General features: G+C 68.9%; 19 protein-coding genes. 12 read left to right on the top strand and 7 right to left on the bottom strand.

The genetic code is table 11. The features are described 5' to 3' along the window. Positions 1 to 40 precede the first annotated feature (40 nt). A complete protein-coding gene (locus CFB52_RS22760) occupies positions 41 to 340 on the bottom strand; it encodes a DUF4148 domain-containing protein (RefSeq protein ID WP_099317504.1) in 300 nt (99 codons plus the stop codon). 287 nt (positions 341 to 627) lie between these two features. After that, a complete protein-coding gene (locus tag CFB52_RS22755) occupies positions 628 to 885 on the bottom strand; it encodes a hypothetical protein (RefSeq protein WP_006478949.1) in 258 nt (85 codons plus the stop codon). 221 nt (positions 886 to 1,106) lie between these two features. Here CFB52_RS22755 and CFB52_RS22750 point away from each other — a divergent pair, with 221 nt between their 5' ends. Both CFB52_RS22750 and CFB52_RS22745 read left to right on the top strand, forming a co-directional pair. After that, on the top strand, positions 1,107 to 2,003 hold the full coding sequence (locus CFB52_RS22750) for a LysR family transcriptional regulator (protein ID WP_099317503.1): 897 nt from the start codon (positions 1,107 to 1,109) through the stop codon (positions 2,001 to 2,003). Positions 2,004 to 2,120: 117 nt separating this feature from the next. Beyond that, positions 2,121 to 2,753 (top strand): LysE family translocator, encoded by a 633-nt coding sequence (locus CFB52_RS22745; RefSeq protein ID WP_099317913.1) that lies wholly within the window; start codon positions 2,121 to 2,123, stop codon positions 2,751 to 2,753. Positions 2,754 to 2,820: 67 nt separating this feature from the next. Here the strand turns inward: CFB52_RS22745 and yddG are convergent, their stop codons facing one another. Beyond that, on the bottom strand, positions 2,821 to 3,765 hold the full coding sequence (gene yddG, locus CFB52_RS22740) for an aromatic amino acid DMT transporter YddG (protein WP_144029754.1): 945 nt from the start codon (positions 3,763 to 3,765) through the stop codon (positions 2,821 to 2,823). Between the two features lie 207 nt (positions 3,766 to 3,972). Here yddG and CFB52_RS34730 point away from each other — a divergent pair, with 207 nt between their 5' ends. Then, positions 3,973 to 4,209, top strand: a complete 237-nt coding sequence (locus tag CFB52_RS34730) for a hypothetical protein (RefSeq protein ID WP_060310887.1) — start codon at positions 3,973 to 3,975, stop codon at positions 4,207 to 4,209. 126 nt (positions 4,210 to 4,335) lie between these two features. Here CFB52_RS34730 and CFB52_RS22730 read toward each other — a convergent pair whose 3' ends face one another. Further along, positions 4,336 to 6,021: a metallophosphoesterase family protein gene (locus tag CFB52_RS22730; protein WP_099317502.1), complete on the bottom strand. Its 1,686-nt coding sequence runs from the start codon at positions 6,019 to 6,021 to the stop codon at positions 4,336 to 4,338. A gap of 320 nt (positions 6,022 to 6,341) precedes the next feature. On the opposite strand from CFB52_RS22730, the gene CFB52_RS22720 reads away from it, so the two are divergent. The 7 genes from CFB52_RS22720 (at position 6,342) to CFB52_RS22690 (ending at position 11,618) form a co-directional block, all read left to right on the top strand. Beyond that, positions 6,342 to 6,641: a YXWGXW repeat-containing protein gene (locus CFB52_RS22720; protein WP_059585141.1), complete on the top strand. Its 300-nt coding sequence runs from the start codon at positions 6,342 to 6,344 to the stop codon at positions 6,639 to 6,641. 226 nt (positions 6,642 to 6,867) lie between these two features. Continuing rightward, positions 6,868 to 7,653, top strand: a complete 786-nt coding sequence (locus CFB52_RS22715; RefSeq protein ID WP_081066381.1) for an RNA polymerase sigma factor — start codon at positions 6,868 to 6,870, stop codon at positions 7,651 to 7,653. After that, positions 7,650 to 8,069, top strand: coding sequence for a hypothetical protein (locus tag CFB52_RS22710; RefSeq protein ID WP_060310888.1), 420 nt, complete (start codon positions 7,650 to 7,652; stop codon positions 8,067 to 8,069). The genes CFB52_RS22715 and CFB52_RS22710 overlap by 4 nt, the downstream gene beginning before the upstream one ends. Beyond that, positions 8,066 to 8,569 carry a periplasmic heavy metal sensor gene (locus tag CFB52_RS22705; RefSeq protein WP_060009371.1) on the top strand — a complete coding sequence of 168 codons (504 nt, stop codon included), beginning with the start codon at positions 8,066 to 8,068 and terminating at the stop codon, positions 8,567 to 8,569. Before CFB52_RS22710 ends, CFB52_RS22705 begins: the two co-directional genes overlap by 4 nt. 220 nt (positions 8,570 to 8,789) lie before the next feature. Continuing rightward, a complete protein-coding gene (locus CFB52_RS22700; protein ID WP_099317501.1) occupies positions 8,790 to 10,184 on the top strand; it encodes a DUF1800 family protein in 1,395 nt (464 codons plus the stop codon). Between the two features lie 2 nt (positions 10,185 to 10,186). After that, positions 10,187 to 11,341: a DUF1501 domain-containing protein gene (locus tag CFB52_RS22695; protein WP_099317500.1), complete on the top strand. Its 1,155-nt coding sequence runs from the start codon at positions 10,187 to 10,189 to the stop codon at positions 11,339 to 11,341. Between the two features lie 58 nt (positions 11,342 to 11,399). Continuing rightward, on the top strand, positions 11,400 to 11,618 hold the full coding sequence (locus tag CFB52_RS22690) for a YXWGXW repeat-containing protein (protein ID WP_059585069.1): 219 nt from the start codon (positions 11,400 to 11,402) through the stop codon (positions 11,616 to 11,618). A 133-nt stretch (positions 11,619 to 11,751) separates the two neighbouring features. Here CFB52_RS22690 and CFB52_RS22685 read toward each other — a convergent pair whose 3' ends face one another. Continuing rightward, positions 11,752 to 12,948, bottom strand: coding sequence for a tyrosine-type recombinase/integrase (locus CFB52_RS22685; RefSeq protein ID WP_099317499.1), 1,197 nt, complete (start codon positions 12,946 to 12,948; stop codon positions 11,752 to 11,754). 296 nt (positions 12,949 to 13,244) lie between these two features. On the opposite strand from CFB52_RS22685, the gene CFB52_RS22680 reads away from it, so the two are divergent. Then, positions 13,245 to 13,625, top strand: coding sequence for a DUF4377 domain-containing protein (locus tag CFB52_RS22680; protein WP_099317498.1), 381 nt, complete (start codon positions 13,245 to 13,247; stop codon positions 13,623 to 13,625). A gap of 9 nt (positions 13,626 to 13,634) precedes the next feature. Here CFB52_RS22680 and CFB52_RS22675 read toward each other — a convergent pair whose 3' ends face one another. Further along, positions 13,635 to 15,023, bottom strand: a complete 1,389-nt coding sequence (locus CFB52_RS22675; protein WP_099317911.1) for a DHA2 family efflux MFS transporter permease subunit — start codon at positions 15,021 to 15,023, stop codon at positions 13,635 to 13,637. A gap of 100 nt (positions 15,024 to 15,123) precedes the next feature. After that, positions 15,124 to 16,401, bottom strand: a complete 1,278-nt coding sequence (locus tag CFB52_RS22670; protein WP_257220617.1) for an acyltransferase — start codon at positions 16,399 to 16,401, stop codon at positions 15,124 to 15,126. 490 nt (positions 16,402 to 16,891) lie between these two features. On the opposite strand from CFB52_RS22670, the gene CFB52_RS22665 reads away from it, so the two are divergent. Beyond that, entirely contained in the window at positions 16,892 to 17,128 is a 237-nt protein-coding gene (locus tag CFB52_RS22665) for a hypothetical protein (protein ID WP_059585143.1), read from the top strand. Positions 17,129 to 17,152: the final 24 nt, after the last annotated feature.

The raw sequence follows: 17,152 nt of genomic DNA, 5'->3' as shown, positions 1-17,152 counted from the left end.
CGACGTGCGGGCTGCGCGCGCCGGGCGCGCGGCGGCGCGCTTAATGGCCGAAGTAGACCGAGTCGTGCCGGCTTTGCACCCGCACGGCCGGTGCGCCGCTCTCGCCGGTGGCGGCCGGTTGCGAACCGAAGCCGCTGTTGTCGACGCCGCGCACGCGGGCTTCCGCGGCCTGGACGTCGGCCGGATAGTACGGGCTCGACTGGCTCGGCTTGTAGCCGGCCTTTTCGAGCTGGACCAGTTCGTTGCGCACTTGGGCGCGGGTCACGGTGCTTTGTGCGAATGCGCCGAACGAGGCGGACAGGGCGACGGCGGCTGCGACTGCGGAAACGAGCGATTTCATGATGACCTCCGATGTTTATTGGCTTTCCGCATGCGACGCCATGTCGTCAGCGGTTGAATACATCGTAGGCGCCGGGTCACCTAGGGTAAACGTGAGTTTGAGTGAAAGATCGTTGCTTTCGCGGTAACAATGTCGCGGCCGAACGTCTTCTGTCCCCATGTTGTATGAGGGCGGATTGAACGGAGTGGCGGGAGAGTGAAAGGGCGGGATGTCACGCGGGCGCGGGCGCCCGGGCGGCGAAGGGCCGGCCCGTCGCGCGGCGGCACGGCTCGCCCCGGGCGGCCGGATCAGACCCCGTCGTCGTCGATTTCCTTGCGCTCGCGGCGTTCCTCGTTGCCGCGACGCGCGCGCAGCCGCTGCCGCGACAGCACCGCGATCACCTGCTGGGTCGGCGCGCCGGACGGCAACTCGTTGCGGATGCGATCGGGGACCATCGGCAGGCCCGCGCGCTGCCGGCGCAGCGCCTTGGCGATTGCCCGGCGGCACTCGTCGCCGTGGCAATCCCATTCATCGCGGATTCTCTGGCAATAACGGCATTGTTCCATCCGGCTAGTCTAGCGCGTCTTCGGGAATGAAGCAGGGCGTGGTGCCGGACGCCGGCGGCGCCGGGCGTGGCAGTCCTTCAGTCGGATTGAAGTGCATCATCGAATGGTGCGGCGTGGCGACGCGTGGCTGTCCGCTGCCTGACCGCAGGGCCGGTTCAATATAATTCAAGAGAACGCGGCATACCATGCACGGAATACATGCCCTCGAACAAGGAAACCCGATGACGCTTGCCCAGTTGCAGGCCCTGGCTGCCGTGGTCGAGCTCGGCTCGCTGACGGCCGCGGCAGACCGGCTCAGCCGTAGCCAATCCGCGATCAGCCACGCGCTGACGGAGCTGGAGGACATCACGCAGGTCAAGCTGCTCTGGCGCGACCGCCAGCCGGTCGTCCTGACGGCGGCCGGCGAACGCCTGTGGCCGTATGTGCAGAGCGTGGTGCGGGAAGCGCAGATGCTGCGTCAGCAGTTCAGCCTGGCGCGCGGCAAGCTCGAAGGAAAGCTGGTGGTCGCGTCGCTGCCGAGCGTGTCGCTGGCGTTCGTCGTTCCCGCGCTCGAGGCGTTGAAGGCGATGCACCCGGGCGTATCGGCGGTGCTGCTCGAAGGCACGGACAGCGAAGTCGAAGGGTGGATCGACGACGGGACGGCCGACGTCGGCGTGGTGGCCGGCACGAAGACGTTCGCGCACAACCTGCCGCTGCTCGACGAGGATTTCGTCGCGGTGGCGGCCGCCGACATGTTCGCCGGCCGCAAGAGCGTGTCGGCCAGGCAGTTGGCCGCGGCGCCGTTCATCTTCTCGAAGGCCGGGTGCGGGCCGGTGATCGCGGATTACTTCGCGCGCGGCGGCGCGCCGCTTCGGGCGGCGTTCAACGTGGTCGAGATGCGCACCATCCTGTCGATGGCTGAAGCCGGCATGGGCGTGTCGATCGTGCCGCGCATCACGCTCACGTACACACCGTTCGGCGGCCGCGTGCTGGCCCTGTCGCCGCGGCTGCATCGGTCCGTGCGGCTGGCGTGGAATACCGCCGGCAACGCGGTCGCCGACGCGTTCGTGCGGCTCGTCGACGCGCAACGTGCGAAAGCGGAAAAGACGATTCGCACGCGCGCGAAAAAAGGCAGGTAGCGGCCGGCCGCAAGATGAGCGGCGCTCATGGGCCGCTTGCAGTTTATTCATGCCGACGATGGCCGCGATGCAATACATTGTTCGCACCTCGTGATCGTCGCCCTGAAGGAGCGTGCCGTGCCTGCCTTGCCCACCCTGTTTGCGTTCGGACTCGTGTCGCTCGGCATGGTGCTGACGCCCGGACCGAACATGATCTACCTGGTTTCGCGCTCGATCTGCCAGGGCCGCCGCGCCGGGCTGGTGTCGCTCGGCGGCGTCGCGCTGGGATTCGTGTTCTACATGGTGTGCGCGGCCGTGGGCATCACCGCGCTGGTGATGACCGTGCCGTATGCGTACGATGCGCTGCGCGTTGCCGGCGCGCTGTATCTCGCCTACCTCGCGTGGCAGGCGCTGAAGCCGGGCGGGCGCTCCGCGTTTCAGGTCAGGGAGTTGCCGCACGACAGCCGCATCAGGTTGTTCGCGATGGGCTTCATCACGAACCTCGTGAACCCGAAGATCGCGGTGATGTACCTGTCGTTGCTGCCGCAGTTCATCGTGCCGGGGCACGGCAGCGTGCTCGCGCAATCGCTCGCGCTCGGCTGCGTGCAGATCGCGGTGAGCGTCAGCGTCAACGCGCTGATCGCGTGCGCGGCCGGTTCGATCGCGGGCTTTCTCGCGGGGCGGCCGCTCTGGGCGGCGGTTCAGCGCTGGCTGATGGGGACGGTGCTGGCCGGGCTGGCGATGCGGATCGCGATGGAATCGCAAAGTTAGCGCGCGGTGGCCGCGGTTCGGCGCATGGCCAGCCGCGATCCGGCCTGCCGTCAATGCCCGGCCATCGTCACCCGTGGCAATTGCTCTCGGCCTGCTTGCTGGTCCGCACGGGCTTGGCCTTGTCACGACGCCGGCCGCGTGTCGCGAGCCAGCACAGGATCGACCCGCCGCACACCATCGACGCGCCTTGCCAGAATTCGGCGGACAGCGGCGCATCGAGCAGCATCGCGGCGAGGGCGGCGGCGAGCACCGGCGTGAAGTACGATGCGCCGACGATGACCGTCACGTTGCCGTGCATGATGCCGGTGTTCCAGGCCGCATAGCCGAAGCCGAGCGCCGACGCGGCCAGCACGAGATACGCGACCGCGTGCAAACTGAACGTCATGGCGCCGCCGCCTTCGATCGCGAACTTGATCCAGAGCACCGCGGCGACCAGCATGAAGAACGGCGTGACGCCGTTCCTGCCGTCGGCGATGCGCGCGGTCACCGTGCAATAACCGGCCCAGATCAGCGCGCCGAAGAATGCCAGCCCGTAACTCAGCGGATTGTCCGCGACGTTGCGCAGCATGCCGGCCGGATCGAGCCCCTGGTCGCCGCCGAGCACCCGGCAGATGCCGAGCATCGACAGCAGGACGCCCGGCACGACGAGCAGGTTCGCGCGCTGCTTGTTGAACACGATGGCGGCGACCAGCGTGAGGCTCGGCCACAGATAGTTGACCATCGCGACTTCGATCGCTTGCTGACCGTTGCGCGCATAGCCGATCGACAGCGACAGGCATACCTCGTACGACACGAACAGCAGCCCGCCCCAGAGCAGATAGTTTTTCGGGAATCGGCTCAGGTCGGGGAAGCCGATCGAAAACAGCAGCAGCACGGACGCCACCGTATAGATCATCGCCGCGCCGCCGGTCGCGCCGAGGCTTTCGCTGACCCCGCGAACGAGCGCGACCACCGACGCCCATAACAGCACCGCGCCGAGCCCGAGGAGCGTTGCCTGGTTCTTGCGTTTCATGCTTGCTGCGTGTTTCAACATGCCCATTCGATTTCGGATGATTCGGGTCGGCTCGCGCGTGCTGTTGTCGCGAGCAGCGGTACCAAGCGAAGGTTCCGCCGGAAACGCGCATTTTACGGGGGCGCGGCCGTTGCGGCGTTGCAGCCGCACGGGCATGTATGACGGATTCGGTCGCGCGAACCGATCACGCGTCGTCGATGCGCCACGGTGCGCCAATTTCCGACAACGCGGGTCGATCGAGTCGAGCATCGCGTTCCGCATCGGGCCGAGCGTGGTGACAAGGAGGAAACCGGCTTCGTCGATCGACAGATCGATCAGCGGCCAGCCGCCGGCCGCATCGCGAACTTCAAGCCGCCGTTCGTGTGGATCGACGTCGACGTCGCCATGCGCTTGTCGCGGCACATGGCGATGGCATCGAATGCGGCGGCCGAAGGCGGCGTGTGAATGCGGTATTCGAAACTCATCTGCATGGGGCGGTGTGCGAGGCGGGCAGTCTAACCCGCGCCGGGGTATTCCGTTCTCGACGGCAACGCGTCGGACGTCCGCCGCAGCGGGCGCCCGACGCGTCGATCACCGCTCGTGCCGCTTCTTGCTCAGCTCGATCGTCTCGAACAGTTCGTATTGCGCGGTTGGCTGCTGGTCGGCGCCCGGCGCGTGGTAGTAGCGCATCGTGATCGTCGTGTGGCCGCCCGGCTTGCCCGGATCGTGGTCGAACACCGCGATCCCGTAGCCGGTGCCCGTATCGCGGCGCGCGGACCAGATCGCATCCTCGAGCGCATCGGCCGGCTGGCGCACGAACGTGTTCGGCGCGGTGCCCGGCACCGGCCGGTTCGGCTTCGTGAACACCTTCGCCTGCGCGAAGCCGGTCGACGGGTTTTCGCCGTACACGTCGAGCGGCGCGCTGGTGCCGCCGCCGCCGAGGATCAGGTGGATCGTGCCGTGGCTCGTGTCGAACGTCGTGCGGTCAGGATCGTTCGAGCCGACCGGGCGCGGCTGCAGCGTTTCGACCACTTCGCCGGTTTTCGCATCGACGCCCGCGCGGTGATTGCAGCCGCGCACCGGATAGCTGCGCTCGTAGTCGTGATCGTGGCCGCACAGCACGAGATCGACGCCGTAGCGGTCGAACAGCGGCAGCCACGCTTCGCGAATGCCCTTGTCGGACCCGTTGCCCGTCTTCGACGAACTGAGCGCATCCTGGTGCATCTGCACGACGATCCAGTCGATGTCGTCGTCATGCGCGGCGTGCCGCAGCGTGCGTTCGAGCCAGCGTGTCTGCTCGCCGTTGCTGTAGCCGCGCACATAGAACGACGTACCGGGCTCGATCGGCGGGCGGCCGGTGCTCGCGGCCGGCACGAGCGGCGCCGGGCCGCCGACGAACGCGGCGGCATCCTGGTACACGACGTCGTCGGCGTCGAGCGACACGAACAGCACCGAGCTCACGCGGAAGCTGTACCAGCGGCCCGGGAAGTGCGTGCCGTTCTCCGGCAGCGTGTAGCGGGCGAGGTACGAGTCGAGCCCCTGCGGACCGTTGTTGAATTCGATCTCGTGGTTGCCGGGGCACGGCATCCACGGGCGATTCGCGGCCGACGTCTGGTTGTTGTTGCCGAAATCGCGCCAGACGTCGGGCTGGTGCGCGGGGTTCAGGTTCGCGTAGCAGAGGTCGCCGTTCAGCAGGTGAAACAGCGGCTGGAACTGCTCGACCGCCTGCACCGCGAAGCGGCTCTGCGGCGACGACAGCACCCACGCGCCGTTCGGCGTCGCGAGGTCGCCGTAGCTCGTGAAACGAAACGGTGCGCGGCCGCGCGGCGCGGTCGAGAAATTCGCGGAGAACGGCTGCGCGGCATGGCTGTCGTTGTCGGCCGTGATCTCGTAGCGGTAGCGCGTATCCGGCTTCAGCCCGTGCACGCGCGCGTGGTACGTGAACACCGTTTCGCCGTTCAGGCCGTCGGTGTACAGGCGCTGGACGCCGTGCACGGTGCGCGCCGGCTCGCCGTCGGCGACGATGCGCGCGCGCGGGTTCACGGCCGGCGCGAGCGACGCCCACGAGATCACGACTTCGGACGTCGGGTCGTTGCCCCACGTCAGGTGAACCTGTTCGGGCGTGCCGTCCGGGTTCGACGCGCCGGCGCGGGCAGCCGCGAGCCCGCCGGCGGCGGTGGCGAGGCCGGAGACGCCGGCGAGTTTCAGGAAGCCGCGACGCGACACGGACGCGGCCGGCTCGTTCGGCTGGTCAGGGAGAGTGTCCTGGTTCGACATGGTCGGTGTTTTCGTTGATGGGGCGCGAGGTGGGGAACCGTGCGGCCATGCGCGAGCACGGCCGGGGCCTGGGCCGGAAACGAGCGGGATCCCGGTCGCATGCATTGTCGAAGGGCAGTTTTGCCGCGGTGTGACAGTACCGCGACCCGGCATGCGTGGTGGCCGGTGCGGACAACCGCGCGTTGTGCGCCTCCAGTCACCATCGGTGCCGGGGCGCACCCGAAATTTATTTGCCGACACCGCGACGGATTTCTTCTGCCTGCTCCGTTTAACGCATGAACGACCGCTTCTGGTCGATGCCCGTTATTTCGGAGTCTTTCATGAAACTTTCCGTTCAGTTGCGATTGGCTGCCGGATGCGTGGCCGCGCTTGCGGCGTCGGCGGCATTCGCGCAGGCCGTCATCGTCGCGCCTTACGCGCCGCCACCGCCGCGCGTCGAAGTGATGCCGGCGCCCCGTGCCGGTTACGTGTGGGACCAGGGCCACTGGCACTGGCGGCAAGGCCGTTACGTGTGGATTCCGGGACACTGGCAGGTCGTGCGCGTCGGTTACCACTGGGTGCCCGGGCATTGGGCCGCGCGCGGCCCGGCCTGGCGCTGGGTGCCGGGTCACTGGGCCTGACGCGCAGGCCGCCGCCCGGCATGCGATGCCGGCGCAGCGGATTTTCCACGCAATATCATGAGCCGAAGCGATGCCTTTTCGAACCATCGTAATCGTGGCGGCCGCAGCCATCGTGCTGGCCGGCTGCGTCGTGGTGCCGGCCCGTCCGGTGTATTACCGGCCCGCGCCGGTCGTCGTATATTGAGCGCGCCGGCCGACGCTCGCGCGGCCGGCTGACGGGATCGACATGCGGCGCGAACCGGACGTCGATGAAACGGATATGGCCGACACCGTGTGCCATGTCGGGCGCGACGCGCGCGGCGTTGACGAACGGGCGGCATGGCGCCGTCCGGCGCCGGCCCGACGCATGCAAGGAGAGCACCACGATGAGCTTCAGCCGGGCGGCGGTTCCCTCTGCCGTGACAGTGCAGCGCTCGCGCGCCGCTCGACGGAGCCGGCGGCGTTGAGCGATCGCGGCGACCGCGATCCGGACGCGGAACTCGTCGCGCGCGTCGGCGCGCGCGATTCATCGGCGGTGCGCGTGCTCGTCGCGCGCAAGCTGCCGCGGCTGCTCGCATTGGCGACGCGCATGCTCGGCGACCGGAACGAAGCCGAGGACGTCGCGCAGGAGACGTTCTTGCGAATCTGGAATCAGGCGCCGCGCTGGCGTGAAGGCGAAGCCCGCTTCGACACGTGGCTGCATCGCGTCGTGCTGAACCTGTGCTACGACCGGTTGCGGGGCCGGCGCGAGGAGCCCGTCGATACGCTGCCCGACGTGCCCGACACGCAACCGGAGCCGGCCGCGCATGCGGAACTGCGTTCGCGCGACGCGCGCGTGCGCCAGGCCCTGGCTGCATTGCCGCCGAGGCAGCGGGAAGCGCTGGTGCTCCAGTACTATCAGGAAATGTCGAACGTGGAAGCGGCCAACCTGATGGGCATCACCGTCGATGCGCTGGAAAGCCTGCTCGCCCGTGCGCGGCGCAATCTGCGCGCGCAACTGGCCGGCGACCCACCTAGCGAGGACAAGCGATGACACCCGAACGATTTCGCACCATCGTCGCCGCGTACGGCTCGGACGCGCGGCGCTGGCCGGCCGCCGAGCGCGCGGCCGCCGAGGCGTGGGCGCACGCGAACCCGCGCGACGCGCTGCTGGCGCTCGACGATGCGGCCGACCTCGATGCGTGGCTCGCGTGCGATACGGTCGAGCCGCCGGCGCCGTCGCTCGTCGAGCGCATCGTCGCGACGGCGCCCGCGCCGCGGCGCGCACGCCGGCGCGGCGCCGTATGGTGGTCGGGCGCGGCGTTCGCGGGCGTCGGCCTGGCCGGTGCGCTCGCGGGCGCGGTGGCCGTGTCGATGCTGATGCTCGGCAGCGCGCCGCCGGCGCCGCACGAGCCGGGCTATCTGACGACGACGTTCGGCAGCCCGAGCGTGGACGGGAGCGACGAATGACCGAACGCGGCTGGAAACTCACCCTCGTCGGCTCGGTCGTGCTGAACGTGTTCATGCTCGGCGCGATCGGCGGCGGCGCATATCAATGGTTCTCGACGCATCGCGACCTGCATGCGGGCGGCACGCCCGCGCAGCGCACGGCGTTGCGTTTCGCGGCGGACGAATTGCCCGATGCGCGGCAGCGCGAGTTCGCCGCCGCGCTGAAGGCGGCGCGCAAGAGCGGCCGCGATTTCGCGCGCGAAGGGCGCGACGGCCGAATCACCGTGCTGGACCTGCTCGCCGCGCCACAACTCGATCGCGCAGCGATCGATGCGGCGCTCGATCGCACGCGCGCGGCCGACACCGCGATGCGTGCGCAGGTCGAGCGCAGCGTCGTCGATTTCGCGGCGACGCTGACGCCCGACGAGCGCGTGAAGTTCGTCGACGGGTTGCAGCACAGCGGCAACTGGCGTCTGCCGCCGAAGCTGCGGAAGAAGCCGGACGCATCGGCGAGCGAGTAAGCCGCGCGCGGGCGGCACGCGACTCCGCGTATTGCTCGCGCGTCATGCGTGTGCCGGTTCCGGCGCATCGCCCGGGCGTTGTCCGTCGACGATGTGCGCCGCCGTGCGGCGAGATTTCCGCCCGGCGTTTCCCCGATCACGAGAAATATTTTCCCGCCCCGCGACGGATTTCCCGGTGCGCTTGCGTTGAACGTGAGTACGCACCGCAAGAGAGCCCGTCATGGACCATCCGAACGACGCCACGCCGGCCGTGATCGCGCTGAACCGTTTCGGTCTCGGCGCACGGGCCGACGAAGCACCGCCCGCCGAGCCGAAGGCGGCACTCGTCGCGCAATTCGACCGCTACGACGCGCGGCCCGCCGCATGGGCCGGCGAGCCGGACGCGGTCACGCTTGCCACGCGCTTCGCGAACATCCGCAACGCGATGACGGGCGACGACGCGGCCGCGAAGCGCGCGACCGCGCAATCGATCCGCCGCGACGGCTACGACGCGTATCGCAGCGCCGTCGCCGCGCGCATGAACAGCGCGCTGACCACGTCCGCGCCGTTCGTCGAACGTCTCGTGCATTTCTGGGCGAACCATTTCGCGGTATCGGTCGACAAGGGGCAGGTGGCCGCATATGCGGGCGCGTTCGAACGCGACGCGATCCGTCCGCACGTGCTCGGCCGGTTCGAGGACATGCTCGTCGCCGTCGAGCAGCATCCCGCGATGCAGGTGTTCCTCGATCAGGCGCGCTCGGTCGGCCCCGACAGCCCGGCCGCGCTGCGTGCGCAGGCACGCAATCCGTCGGCGAAGCGCGGGCTCAACGAGAACCTCGCGCGCGAAATCATGGAACTGCACACGCTCGGCGTGCGTACCGGTTACACGCAAGCCGACGTGACGGAATTCGCCCGTGCGTTGACCGGCTGGAGCATCGCCGGCGGGCGCGGGCCGCAGCCGGGCGATGCGGCGCCCGGCGCATTCGTGTTTCGCCCGAATCTGCACGAACCGGGCACGCGCACGGTGATGGGCCGCACCTACGATCAACCGGGCGAAGCGCAGGCGCGCGCGATCCTGCATGACCTCGCGTGTTCGGAGGCGACGGGCCGGCACATCGCGTTCCAGCTTGCTCGTCATTTCGTTGCCGACAACCCGCCGCCCGCGCTGACCGACCGGCTCGCGCGCGCATTCGCCGCGAGCGGCGGCGATTTACCGACCGTCTATCGCGCGCTTGTCGATGCGCCCGATGCGTGGGCGCCGGTCAACCGCAAGTTCAAGACGCCGTGGGAGTGGGCCGTATCGTCGCTGCGCGGGCTCGGGTGGCGCGACACGGGTGATCTCGAGGCCGCGCCGCTGCTCGCGCAGCTCGGCCAGCCGGTGTGGCGGCCGGGCTCGCCGGCCGGCTACGACGACGTCGCCGCGAGCTGGGCCGCGCCCGACGCGCTCGTGCGCCGCGTCGAGATCGCGCAGCGTCTCGCCGCGCGTACGGGCGACCGGCTCGACCCGCGCACGCTCGGCGACACGCTGCTCGCCGGTTCGATGAGCGCGCCGACCGCGACCGCGCTCGCGCGCGCCGAAAGCGCGACGACGTCGCTCGCGCTGCTGCTCGTGTCGCCCGATTTCCAACGGAGATGACCATGGCACTGTCCCGCCGACAATTCCTCAGCGTTGCCGCCGCCGGCGCGGGCGCGATCCTCGTCGCGCCGCGGATCGTATTCGCGAATGTCGAAACCGACCGGCGCTTCGTGTTCGTGATCCAGCGCGGCGCGGCCGACGGCCTGAACATCGTCGTCCCGTATGCGGAGCCCGCGTATGCGTCGCTGCGCGGCCCGCTCGCGATCGACACGGCGGCGACGCGGCTCGACGGCACGTTCGCGCTGCATCCGTCGCTCGCGCAGACCGCGCAGTTGTACCGCGACGGCCACGCGCTGTTCGTCCATGCGATCGCGTCGCCGTATCGCGACCGCTCGCATTTCGACGGCCAGAACGTGCTCGAAACGGGCGGCCGTGCGCCGTACCAGGTGAAGGACGGCTGGCTGAACCGGCTCGCCGCGCTGCTGCCGGCGACGCGCGACAGCGCAATCGCGTTCGCGCCGACCGTGCCGCTTGCGCTGCGCGGCACGGTGCAGGCCGCGTCGTATGCGCCGTCCGGTTTGCCGGCCGCGCCGGACGATCTGCTCACGCGCGTGTCGGCGCTCTACGAAGCCGACGCACAGCTCGGCCCGTTGTGGCAATCGGCGATGGAAGCGCGCGGCCTCGCCGGCGACGCGCATGCGCGGCAGGACCCGGCCGGCGTCGGCAAGCTCGCCGCGACGTTTCTCGCGCGCGACGACGGGCCGCGGATCGCGATGATCGAGACGGGCGGTTGGGATACGCACAGCGCGCAGAACGCGCGGCTCGCGAATCAGTTGAAGGCGCTCGATACGATGCTCGCCGCACTGCGCGACGGCCTCGGGCCGGCATGGCAGCAGACCACGGTGCTGGTCGCGACCGAGTTCGGCCGCACGGTTGCGGCGAACGGCACGGGCGGCACCGATCACGGGCAGGCGTCGGTGGCGATGCTCGCGGGCGGCGCGGTCGCAGGCGGGCGTGTGATCGCCGACTGGCCGGGGCTGCGGCCCGGCGACCTGTACGAAGGGCGCGACCTGAAGCCGACCGCGTCGCTCGACGCGCTGATCGCGGGCGCGGCCGCCGACAGCCTGCGGCTCGATCCGGGCCGCACCGCGTCCGCGTTGTTCGCGGAAAGCGGCGCGACACGGCCGATGAGCGGCCTGATTCGCGGGGTCGCGTGACGCGGTGCATGCCGCGCGCGGCCCGATCAACTCATTACACAACAGGGAGAAATCGACAATGAAGATCCGATCCGTTTCGCTGGCCATGCTGGTGAGCGCGAGTGCCGCGCTGATGTCCGCCTGCGTGGTCGAGCCCGTGCGGCCACCCCAGCCCGCGCCCGTCGTCGAGGTGGCGCCGCCGCCGCCCGCGCCCGGCTATCGGTGGGCGAAGGGGCATTACCGGTGGGCCGGCAATCACTGGGCGTGGGTGCCGGGGCACTGGGTCGCCGTGTACTGACACGGCACGCGTGTCGACGCGTCGCGCGGCGAGCTCGACATGCGTGCGGCAAGCAATCGTGCGAAGTGCAACCACGACGCGTTTGGGGCGGGCTCGACCTCGTTCACCGAGTCGCGGTGCGCCGGCCAGGTGTTCAGTCCCACCCGATCCGGTGCTTCTCTTCCGTCTCGCGATGCCGCCAGTCGTCGTCCGCGTGAAGATACTGGCTCGTCGTCGTGAGCGACACATGCCCGAGGTTGTCGCGCACGAGCCGCAGGTCGACGCGGCCGTCGGCCATGTGCGAGCCTGCACTGTGGCGTAGCCAGTGCGCGGACGCCTGTTCGAGCACGCGCGCCGCCTGTTCGCCGGCTTCGCCGTTCGCGCGCAGCCGATCGGCCGCGTACCGGAACACCTGCTTCACGATCCGGTGCAGCGCCGCGCGCGTGAGCGGCTTGCGCGTCTGGCCGACCGGGAGCACGAGCGGCGTCGGCTCACCGTCGAACGGCAGCGCGGGCAGGCCGTGCGCACGCCGGTAGCGCGACAGCTCGGCCATCATCTCGTCGGTGGCCGGCACGAGCCGCTGCCGGCCGCCTTTGCCTGTCACGTCGAGCCACCAGCGCTCGTGCCCGTTCGCGTCGCGCCGGCAGAAGAATTGCCCCATCGTCGTATCGGCCGCTTCGGTGATGCGCAGCCCGCCGAGATACAGCAGCGTGAACAGCCAGCGCGCGCGATCCGCATGAAAGCACGCGCGCGCATCGTCGCGCGGCATCGCGGCGATCGCGTCCTTCACCGATTGCCACAGCGGCTGCCCGAGATGGCGCGTGACGCGCGGCGCGGGCCGGCGCTGCCGCTGTCGCGACAACGCGAGCGGGTTGCCGGCCAGATAGCCGGCCTGCACGAGCCACGAGAACATCACGTTCAGGATCACCAGCGCCTGTCGCTGACTGGCCGCCGACAGCGGCCCGTAAAACGGCCGCCAGCGCGGATCGTCGCGCGGATGCTTGCGGCCGCCGTTCGCGCACCACACCTCGGCCGGCGCGGGCGCGAGCAGGAATTGCCGGTAGACGACGAGATCCTCGTGCGTGAGCGACGACAGCGGCTTGCCGCACGCGATCACGGCCCACAGCAGCAGGCGCTCGGCTTCCTTGCGGTAGTTCTGGAACGTGGTCGGCGTATCGACGAAGCGCGCGAGCCACGCGCGCACGGCGTCGAGGTCGTTGGTCGCGGCGATCTGCGGATGCGCGCTGCCCGAGCGGTTGGTGCCCGTGCGTCCGTCGAGTGCGGCCGGCACGGCGAGCGTATCGATCGGCAGCGGGCGCAGCGCGGTGTCGGACGAAGCGGATGAGGTCATGCGAAGGAAACGCGCCGCGCGAGCCGCGCGGGCGTGGCCGGGCGAACGAAGGCAGCGCGCCAAAGCGTATCGGGAAGCGTCGATGGTACACGATCACTATCCGGTGAAGCGGCCGTCGATTGCGATCGCGTGGCCGGGGACGATGCACGCCGCGGGCCCGGGAGACGGTAACGTATCGGCTCGCACGCGACATCCGACAAACCGGAATGGCCGAACGCGTTCTGCAAGGTGTTGGTGAACCTTCTCGCCGCGTGGCTCGTCTAATTGGCCCTCCAATGCTTCCAGAGGCATGCCAGATGATTCACAAGACCCGAACGCTGCTTGGCGCGGCCGCCATTGCCGGCAGCATGCTCGTCGCCGGATGCCAGACCGACGCGGCGGCCACCGCGCCGAATGCAGCTCGCGCGGCCGACGGCAAGCCCGTGACCAAAACCGTCTATGTCGCGCCGCAGTCCGCGCGCTGCACGGGCGTCGCGCCGATGGAGTGCCTGCAGGTGCGCAGCAGCCCGGGCGAACCATGGAGCCTGTGGTACGCGGGAATCGAGGGGTTTGCGTACCAGCCCGGCTACCTGTACACGCTCGAAGTCGACGAATACCGCGTCGCGCGGCCGCCGGCCGACGCTTCGTCGATCCGCTGGGTGCTCAAGCGCGTCGTCGAGCGCCGCCAGGTGAACTGACGGCCGCGATCACGCGGAACGGCGCGCCGCGGTACCGGCCGCCGGCGCGGCCGTATCGATCCGCCGGAACACGACGGACGACAGCAGCGTCACCGCACCCATGCAGGCAAACGACAGCATGAACCCGTGCGCCGTCGAGCCCCGATAAGTGGCGAACAGGTTGACGAGCCCGCCGCCGATCGACACGCCCAAACCCATCGCGAGCATCTGCATCATCGTGAACAGGCTGTTGCCGCTGCCGGCGTCGGCATGCGACAGCCCCTTGAGCGTCACGCCGTTCATCGCCGCGAACTGCATCGAATTCGCGGCGCCGAACACGATCAGCAGCGCACCTTCCAGCACCGGCGCGGGCCGCGCCGACACCAGCGCGAACCCTGCGATCGCGCAGCCGACGATCCCCGTATTCACGACCAGAAACGCCGCATAGCCGAAGCGCTTCACGAGCGGCGCGATCCACCGCTTCGCGATGACGCCCGCGATCGCGGCCGGCAGCATCATCAGCCCCGACTGCAGCGGCGTATAGCCGAGCTGCACTTGCATCAGCAGCGGCAGCATGAACGGTACCGAACTCGTGCCGATCCGGCACAGCAGGTTGCCGAGCAGCCCCGCCCCGAAGTTCGGCTCGCGGAACAGCCCGAGGCGGAACAGCGGCTGCGTGCGTCGCCGCGCGTGAGGCCGGTACGCAAGCGCGCTCGCCAGCCCGAGCCCGGCGAGCGCGGCCGCCCACGCGGCGCGATGCGCGGACATCGGCGGGTCGATCGCCAGCGACAGCGCGATCATCGCGGCCGACAGCAGCGCACAGCCGACGAAGTCGAACGGCGGCGGCTGCGTCGCCTGGTCGTGCGGCAGGTAGCGCTGCACGGCGATGAAGCCGACCACACCGACCGGCACGTTGACGATGAACACCCAGTGCCACGAAATCGCCTGTGTGAGCCAGCCGCCGAGCGTCGGCCCGACGATCGGGCCGAGCTGCCCGGCGATCGACACGAACGCGATGGCCGCGACGTACTGTTCGCCCGGCACGCGGCGCAGCACGGCGAGCCGCCCGATCGGCAGCAGCATCGAGCCGCCGATGCCCTGCACGGCGCGCGCGACGACGAGCTGGCCGAGCGTGTGCGACGCCGCGCAGCCGATCGACGCGAGCACGAACACGAGGATCGCGACCGAGAACACGCGGCGCGTGCCGAACCGGTCGGCGAGCCAGCCGGATGCCGGTGTGAGCATCGCCATCGTCAGCGTGTAGACGACCACGACGGGCTGCATCGCGAGCGGCGACGCATGCAGGCTTTGGGCGATCGAAGGCAGTGCCGTGTTGACGATCGTCGTATCGAGTGACTGCATGAAGAAGGCAGCGGCGACGATCCAGAGCAGCGCGGAATGTGTGGGTTCCCGGGACATGGCGAAATCGGTGGTACGGAAGTCCGGCGTGAGCGGCGCCGCCTCATGGTCGCACGGCGGCCGCTGGACTTCGATCGCCCGATGGTACCGATTCCGCTCGTCATCGGGAAGCGGTTTCGCCGACTGCATCGACGACATGTTCATCGTCGGACGGACGGTGCTCGACGCGGCGGACGCGCGTTCGCTCGGGCGCGCGGCGCGCCGGGCGTGCGTCGTTGCGCGTGGCGATGAACGGATGCTCGACGTAGCGGTAAGTCAGCAGCGCACACAAGACGGCAATCAGCGCGCATGCGAGTGCGAGCGCCCAGATGCCCGAGTTGCCGGCCGAATTGATTGGGAAAACGAACTTGTTGAACGCATGGATGATCATGTACACGATCACCATGTGGATCATGTAGATGCTGAAACTGGTGGTGCCGAGCAGCGCGAGCGGCCGGGTCTTGAGCACGCCGTAGAACGTGTTTCCGCTGGCGATGCAGAGAAACACCGGAAGCAGCGGCAGCGCGCCTTCGATCGAATAGCGTTCGGCCGGGGACGGAGACGTCGCGAGGATCAGCAGCGCGACGGTTGCCGCCGGTTTCGTGGCCAGCCGCGCACGGATCGCGGGATGTCGCGACACCTCGTAGGCCACCGCGCCGAACGCGAACAGCAGCGCCATGCCGCCCGGCGGCCCGTACAGCGCGGCGCAGGCCGTGACGATCGCGAGCGCGAGCAGCTTGCGCCACGCACGCGTGGCGACGAACCACGCGAGAAACGGAACGGCGACGTAGAACCGCCATTCGTAGGCGAGGGTCCACCAGACGCCGCTCAGATACGGCGTGCGCTCCGCTCCGTTGATCGGGAACGCGCCGAACCAGCCGAGCGAAACGGTCTTGAGCAGGTCGGCCAGCAACTGCGTCGGTGCGCCGACGGCGTTGCGGGGAAACCAGTAAAGCGTGCATGCGACGATGACGGCCGCGTAAAACAGATAGAGCGGCGCGAGGCGCCGCACGCGTCCGACGAAGAAAGTCCGCACGTCGAGCGTGCCTCGGCATGCGCGTTCCCAGAACAGCAGCCCGGTGACCATGAAGAACATCGCGACGGGGATCGTCCCGAGATTGCGCAGGAATTCGGTGCCGGCGCCCCAGGCGCCGGTCGACAGCAACGCCTGGTTGCACGCGAAGTGATGAAAGACCACGGAGGTGGCCAGGATGCCGCGGAAACCGTCGAGATTGCGATAGCGCATCGACAGCGACTTGTCGACGGCCGATCGGTAGAACGGTACGTGTCGGGCGACGAGCCACGCGATGATCGCCACGGCCGCAAGGCAGGCCGGGAAGTAGAGTTTGTCGGGTGTCGGGGAGAAGAGGGTTTCCAGCGTTGGCGTAACAAGGTCCACTGAAGAGCGTCTCGTGTCTTGGATCGGGATTTTCAGGCACGGAGGGTCCGCGTCGATGCAAGGTCTTCTGCGCGCTTCGCACGGTGTTCGATCGCCGGTCTTGTGGTCTGATGGTATCAAACGATAGCGATGCCCGCGGCCGGTTATGCAACACGATGTTTCAGCGCGAATCGACGCGACGCCCGCGGTCTTGGCGCATGTCACCGACTAGGCCGCGCCGCAAATTGAGTTCCTCGCCGGCCGACGTGCGTCGTGATCGATGGGTGCCAGATTGGCCGTTCGGCCGGCTTCCATATCGTCCCGCTCGGGCTTACCTTGAGCGACAGCAGGTCGATGCGTCGGACCAGCGGCGAAAGGGGGCGGATGCTCGCCGTCCGTTGCCGCCGGTTCGCGCCGGCTCCCGTGTCCATCCGGTCACAAGGGTGATAGCAATGCTTGCAATTTACCCTCGTGACGCTATCATTGATAGCAAACCTGGATGGAGGTACTCATGGCAAATCTTCTGGTGCGTAACGTGGATGACACTATCGTTCAAAGCCTGCGTGAGCAGGCAGCGGCCAACGGCAGGAGCGCCGAGGCCGAACATCGAGCCATTCTGGCCGAAGCGCTCGGCCGGCCGAAGCGGCGGACATTCGCGCAAGTGTTGATGAGCATGCCGGAGGTTGGCGAAGACGCGGATTTCCAACGTGTTCAGGATTCAGGCGAGGTCGGGCGTGTTTTTGATTGAAACATTCGATCGCCCGGAAACCCT

Origin of the sequence: Burkholderia sp. AU18528 (assembly GCF_002223215.2) — a bacterium.
In the GTDB taxonomy this organism is placed as follows: Bacteria; Pseudomonadota; Gammaproteobacteria; order Burkholderiales; family Burkholderiaceae; genus Burkholderia; species Burkholderia semiarida.
Note: the sequence above shows the minus strand (reverse complement) of the source record. Positions and strands in the feature narration are given on the sequence as shown.

Coding starts and splice junctions, on each gene's coding strand:
- CFB52_RS22760 (WP_099317504.1), bottom strand. CDS start 340: ATGAAATCGCTCGTTTCCGCAGTCGCAGCCGCCGTCGCCCTGTCCGCC.
- CFB52_RS22755 (WP_006478949.1), bottom strand. CDS start 885: ATGGAACAATGCCGTTATTGCCAGAGAATCCGCGATGAATGGGATTGC.
- CFB52_RS22750 (WP_099317503.1), top strand. CDS start 1,107: ATGACGCTTGCCCAGTTGCAGGCCCTGGCTGCCGTGGTCGAGCTCGGC.
- yddG (WP_144029754.1), bottom strand. CDS start 3,765: ATGAAACGCAAGAACCAGGCAACGCTCCTCGGGCTCGGCGCGGTGCTG.
- CFB52_RS22730 (WP_099317502.1), bottom strand. CDS start 6,021: ATGTCGAACCAGGACACTCTCCCTGACCAGCCGAACGAGCCGGCCGCG.
- CFB52_RS22720 (WP_059585141.1), top strand. CDS start 6,342: ATGAAACTTTCCGTTCAGTTGCGATTGGCTGCCGGATGCGTGGCCGCG.
- CFB52_RS22715 (WP_081066381.1), top strand. CDS start 6,868: ATGCGGCGCGAACCGGACGTCGATGAAACGGATATGGCCGACACCGTG.
- CFB52_RS22710 (WP_060310888.1), top strand. CDS start 7,650: ATGACACCCGAACGATTTCGCACCATCGTCGCCGCGTACGGCTCGGAC.
- CFB52_RS22705 (WP_060009371.1), top strand. CDS start 8,066: ATGACCGAACGCGGCTGGAAACTCACCCTCGTCGGCTCGGTCGTGCTG.
- CFB52_RS22700 (WP_099317501.1), top strand. CDS start 8,790: ATGGACCATCCGAACGACGCCACGCCGGCCGTGATCGCGCTGAACCGT.
- CFB52_RS22695 (WP_099317500.1), top strand. CDS start 10,187: ATGGCACTGTCCCGCCGACAATTCCTCAGCGTTGCCGCCGCCGGCGCG.
- CFB52_RS22690 (WP_059585069.1), top strand. CDS start 11,400: ATGAAGATCCGATCCGTTTCGCTGGCCATGCTGGTGAGCGCGAGTGCC.
- CFB52_RS22685 (WP_099317499.1), bottom strand. CDS start 12,948: ATGACCTCATCCGCTTCGTCCGACACCGCGCTGCGCCCGCTGCCGATC.
- CFB52_RS22680 (WP_099317498.1), top strand. CDS start 13,245: ATGATTCACAAGACCCGAACGCTGCTTGGCGCGGCCGCCATTGCCGGC.
- CFB52_RS22675 (WP_099317911.1), bottom strand. CDS start 15,023: ATGTCCCGGGAACCCACACATTCCGCGCTGCTCTGGATCGTCGCCGCT.
- CFB52_RS22665 (WP_059585143.1), top strand. CDS start 16,892: ATGGCAAATCTTCTGGTGCGTAACGTGGATGACACTATCGTTCAAAGC.